The sequence below is a fragment of the Persicitalea sp. genome (assembly GCF_041751555.1).
Lineage (GTDB): Bacteria > Bacteroidota > Bacteroidia > Cytophagales > Spirosomataceae > Persicitalea.
Genome location: NZ_JBGSXF010000259.1, coordinates 1 through 5,341, shown reverse-complemented (window position 1 = coordinate 5,341; position 5,341 = coordinate 1). Strand labels below are relative to the sequence as shown.

Here is a 5,341-nt window from a genome sequence, read left to right as displayed (position 1 = left end):
GCGCGACTGCCGCACCCGGCCCGTCAGGTCGATCACCTCGAAAGTACCCCGCCCGGCGGTGAGGGCAAGTACCTCCACCGTGACCAAGTCCTGCACCGGGTTGGGATAGGCTTTCAGCGAGAGTTGAAGAGGTTCTTCGCTACTCTCCACCACACCGAGCCGGGCATTCCCGGTACCGCAGCCGCCGATGGTCGCCCCCAGTTTCAGGTACCTTTTGGCGATTTTCTCCGACACGCACTGCGTCACGCCGTAGTAGCAGATCGTTACGTTCTGATTCTTGTTGCCGCAGCGCACGTCTTGTACGTTCACAATCACCTGGGCCTGCGCCTGACAGGTATTGCCGTCGGTGACCGTTACGGTGTAAGTCGTGGTCTCCTCCGGGCAAACGTTTACCGTGGCGGTGTTTCCCGCGTCGTTGTCCCACGAATAGCCAAGCGTTGGCGCACCTGTGGCCATGACCGAGATGTCGGTGCAGTTGCTGCCGAAGCCGAAGATAACCGACTGGTCGGGGCCGGGCATTACGATGGGCAACGCATTGACCGTCACGGTGGAACTGCCCGTCAGATTCTGTGAGCAGTTACCAATGGCTACGCTCACCAATGTCAGCGTGGCATTAGCCATAGCAATGCTGACTATAATGGACTGATTGGTTCCATTCAGAGCGAGCATCTGGTTGCCTGCCTGTCCGGTGATGAGGTAGGTAAGCGTGGCTCCGCTGGTACCGTTAACCATGAAGGTCACATCGTTTCCTGCACAGATTGGGCCGTTGTTGTTGGTAATGCTGGCCGTTGGCAGCGGATTAACCGCCACAGTAGCGCTTCCGGTCAGGGAGGTACCCGCACAGTTGGCGTCGTTCAGGGCGGTGACCGTGTAGGTACCCGCTGAGGCACCGGAGATTATGTAAGGATTCGTGGAGGTACCCGTTACGGTGGTGGGCGTAGTGCCATCGTTATAGGTGAAAGTGAAGGGAGTTGTCCCTGTCAGGGCGATGCTCACGTCAGGCAACGTTTCGCCCTCACAAACAGAGCCGCCGCCGCTAACCGCAGCCGTGGGCAGGGCATTGACCGTGATTGTGGAAACATCTGTGAGATCCACTGCACAGGTATTCTTCCCCACGCTTACCAGCGTGAGGGTAACGTTGGTGTTCGCGTTGCTGGCCGTGATGATCCGGTTGCTGCCATCCAGGATTAGGGTCTGGTTGCCCACCTCTCCGGTAATCGTGTAAGTCAGCGTGGCTCCACTGGTGCCGCTGACGGTGAAGGTGGCATCGGTACCCGCGCAGATGGCGCTGTTGTTGCTCACGATGCTGGCTGAAAACGTGGCGAGCAGGGCTGGTCCCGCGTCGGTAGTAAGGGTACCTGTGTTGTTGATGATGGTAAATGTCCCCCCATTTAAATTCCGCACTAGCCCCGTATTGCTGGTGATGTTGCTGTTGCCGCTGGCGTTTTCAAAAATCGTTCCCGTGTTGCTAAAATTATTCCCGCCGCCCGAACTGGTAATCCTACTGTTTGAGACAGAATTGATGAGCGATTCGCAGGCCGAGTTGTTGAATGTGCCATTATTAGCAATAGAGGTGATTACAGCGATATTTGCCCCCAGAATAATGCTGGCCGAATTGGTGAACGTGCCTTGGTTAAAAATTCCCTGAAGAGAACGATCAATATTGATATTTCCTCCGGCATCATTTTTGAAAACGAACCGATTTTGGATGCCTCGACCGGGGCCACCACTCGTAACAGTTTTGATGTTGATCGTGGCCGAATTGTTAAACGTACCCCCATTATTAATCCCGCTGTTGTTGGCACGCTCCACCGTAATGGTTCCTGCCAGATGATTGAACGTCCCTTCGTTGCCAATACCGAAGTTGGCTGGGACAAGATTGCCTACTGTAATCTGTCCCGAATTGGTAAACATGCCCCCGCTACTGTTGCTTATCTGAATGTCGCTGGACTGGTTAACCTCAATACTACCCGTGGCCGAGTTAGTGAATGTGCCGCCATTGGCAATGCCAAAATCCACCGTTCCAGCGCCAGCTATAGAAACATTCAGGCTACCTTCGTTGAGAACTGTACCATTGTTGGATAGTCCTGCTCCAAGCGCGTCGGCAATGGTCAGGCTTCCCGTGCCAGTAATCGATAGCGAAGCCCCGCTTTGCACCCCGACTGACTTGGCGACGGCGATAGTGCTAAGAACGGGCGAGGGCAAGGGAGTTACGTTGGGAATCGTCACATCATCGGTCGCATCGGGTACCCCCGCTGACCAGTTGCTGGCCGTGGCCCAGTCGGCGCTGGTGGTACCCATCCAGGTAGTTTGGGCGTGGAGGGAGAAGGCCCCGCATACGAATAGTGCGGCCAGCAACAGCTTTCTGATCTGGAAAGAAAGCTGTGGGCGGGTTGGGTTTTGGGTGTACTGCTTTTTCATAAGAGTGATTGATAAATGGTGAAAAGAAAAGTTAAAATCGACTGCGGCAAGTACCGCAGCTAAGCCCATAAAGACTTCTGCTATTGTGTCAAAAACTTCGTGTATTGTGTCATTTCTTCTGCTATTGTGTCAAAAGAGCGTTTTTCGGGAAAATTTCGCTGATTCGGTTCCCGATCGTCCCCCCGCCGCCGGGAATCAGAAAAAAGCCAATTCGCGGTCTGCGTCCGGCATTCTGGTGAGCGAGTGGCCGTACTAGTTTTTTCAGGATTAGTAAAAGTTTGAGTTGAAAAAATGAAAGTATCGAGAAGAGGCAATGAAAGTAATTGCCCCTCCCCGACCAACCGATCTAGGACGAACGTAGGCGAAAACTGTCCGAACGTAGCGTTTTATTTACCGAAGGAAATTTTGAGCAATAGATTTTGGTCGTATTCTGGAACCAGAGTCCTGGCTTCCCCTTCAATCTTAGGTCTGCCAGATGCCCAGTCACGAAAACCAGGCAAATAAAAATCCCCCGCCCAATTGGATGGGGGATTTGTTCCTATTGACCTAATCCATTGGGATGAGGATCATTACCATAAAACAATCTTAGTTCAGGGCAACGAGCGTGCGGGTGGGTTCCTTTACCACCTCGGCACTGCTCAGGTTGATGGACTTGCGCTGCACCTCGGAGCCGTTGGCGATCTCGATAGTGTAGTCGCCGTCCTTGACCTTCGAAAGGTCGAAGTTGCAGGCGTACTTTTGAATGTTGCGGCCCACCGACTCGCGGTGCAGCTCTTTGCCGTCCTGGTTAATCAGGCGGATGCTTACCCTTTCTCCCTGATTCTTTTCCATGCTCAGGCGCATGGTCATCGACTGCTGCACCCGGTAGAGGCTGGTGTCGAACGTCTTGCTAGTGTCTTGTGCCTGCAATGAAGCGGCGGACAAAAGGGCGAAAGCAAGGGCGAGAGCGGAAGTTTTGAAATTGTTCATGATCTTGATATTTAAAAGGTTTATGATAAAAATGAGTGTTTGAAAGTGTCCTTGCTTTGGTCAGCAGCGAACATTACAAAGGTCGCGGGTTGCGTTTGACCGGACTTAGCTCATTTTATCAAAGGTGTGGTACAATATTGCACCGATGTGGTCTATTGTTGCAGGAAGGCAGGAAGCAGTACTTTCGGTCAGTAAGGAAGGATTTTTGAAAAACGAAAGGCGTGAAAATGGCCACCTTATGCAGCCTTCTCAATAGGGATTGTTATGCCCGATTGAAGGCTTATGTACTCGGGATGAATCTTGGTGAAGTTCTCACGAAATAACTTCCCTAAACAGTAGCCAGAAGCGCTTCGTTGCACGATTTGGGGGGTCATGGTACAAACAGGCATTAACAAAAACCCCGGCATGGCTGACACTTCCCATCTACCTGCACGAGAATAAACCGTACTTTTGGGAAATTTTTCCAAAACATGGCTTCCAAACGCCCCGCCGCTCTCGGCTTTATCTTCGTCACCTTACTCATCGACATCACGGGCATCGGCATCATTATTCCGGTGCTTCCCACCCTCATCACCGAACTGATCGGCGGTACTTTGAGTCAAGCCGCGCGCTACGGCGGGTGGCTGCTGTTCACCTATGCCTTCGTGCAGTTTCTGAGTGCCCCGGTCATCGGTGGCCTGAGCGACCAATACGGGCGGCGGCCCATTCTGCTGGCGTCGCTGTTCGGTTTTGGGATGGATTATATCTTTCTGGCTTTTGCCCCCACTATTGCGTGGCTGTTTGTGGGGCGCATCATTGCGGGCTTTCTGGGGGGTAGTTTCACCACGGGCGCAGCCTACATCGCCGACGTGAGTACGCCCGAAAACCGCGCCCAGAACTTCGGGCTGATCGGTGCGGCTTTTGGGTTGGGCTTCATTATAGGTCCGGTCATTGGCGGTCTGCTGGGGCAGTACGGCTCGCGGGTACCGTTTCTGGCGGCAGCGGTACTTTCAATGGTCAACTGGCTGTACGGCTACTTTGTCCTGCCCGAGTCGCTCAAGCCCGAAAACCGCCGCACGTTCAGTTGGAAACGGGCCAATCCGGCGGGAGCGCTGCGGCATCTGCGCAAGTTTCCGGTTATTTCGGGTCTGATCGTGTCGCTGATCCTACTTTATGTCGCCTCACACGCGGTGCAGGGCGTTTGGTCGTATTACACGATGGAGAAATTTGAATGGAACGAAGCCCAGATCGGCTACTCGCTGGGGGCGGTAGGATTGCTCAGCGCCATCGTGCAGGGCGGACTGATCCGCGTCATCATTCCCAAACTAGGCGGCGAGCGGAGTGTCTATATCGGCCTGCTGTTTAGTTCCATCGGCCTGACGCTCTTCGCCTTTGCTTCCCAGGGCTGGATGATGTATGCCTTCATGGTTCCCTATATTCTGGGCGGTATCGCCGGCCCCGCCATTCAGGGTTTGATTTCTACCCAAGTACCACCCAACGAGCAGGGCGAACTCCAGGGCGGACTCACCAGTTTGCAAAGCGTCACCGCCATCATCGGCCCGCCGCTTATGACCGGCCTCTTCGCCTACTTCACTCGCCATGATACTTCCTTCTATTTCCCCGGTGCTCCCATGCTACTCGCCGCTGTGTTGGCGTTAATTAGTACTATTCTGGCGTGGAGGAGTTTTAAGGTAGTTTGAAGAAGGCACAAAGGGGCAAAGCCACAAAGTGTTGGGCTGGTGCACCACTCGGAGGATGGGAGACTCTGCGCGTGAAGAGTCCCTTCCACTTTGTGCCTTTGGAACTATGGAACTTTGTGCCTCTGCTACTCCTTTCCGGCCCAATCCTTGCATACCACCAAGAAAAGATTTTATTTTGCGGGTCAAATTTGAAAATGTACCATGTCAGTAATTAACAAGATTAGAGAAAACTCCGGTTGGGCCGTGGGGCTTATCGGTATCAGTATTACCCT

The 5,341-nt window shown here is 53.4% G+C and carries 3 protein-coding genes; 1 reads left to right on the top strand and 2 read right to left on the bottom strand.

The features are described from left to right. A partial coding sequence (locus ACEW8P_RS09185; protein ID WP_373512788.1) for a beta strand repeat-containing protein occupies positions 1-2,421 on the bottom strand: 2,421 nt, incomplete at its 3' end. A 585-nt stretch (positions 2,422-3,006) separates the two neighbouring features. Next, positions 3,007-3,390 (bottom strand): hypothetical protein, encoded by a 384-nt coding sequence (locus tag ACEW8P_RS09180; protein ID WP_373512787.1) that lies wholly within the window; start codon positions 3,388-3,390, stop codon positions 3,007-3,009. Positions 3,391-3,860: 470 nt separating this feature from the next. Here ACEW8P_RS09180 and ACEW8P_RS09175 point away from each other — a divergent pair, with 470 nt between their 5' ends. Further along, the gene (locus ACEW8P_RS09175; protein WP_373512786.1) at positions 3,861-5,069 is read left to right on the top strand and encodes a TCR/Tet family MFS transporter; all 1,209 of its coding nucleotides are present in this window, start codon (positions 3,861-3,863) and stop codon (positions 5,067-5,069) included. The last annotated feature ends 272 nt before the right edge of the window (positions 5,070-5,341 follow it).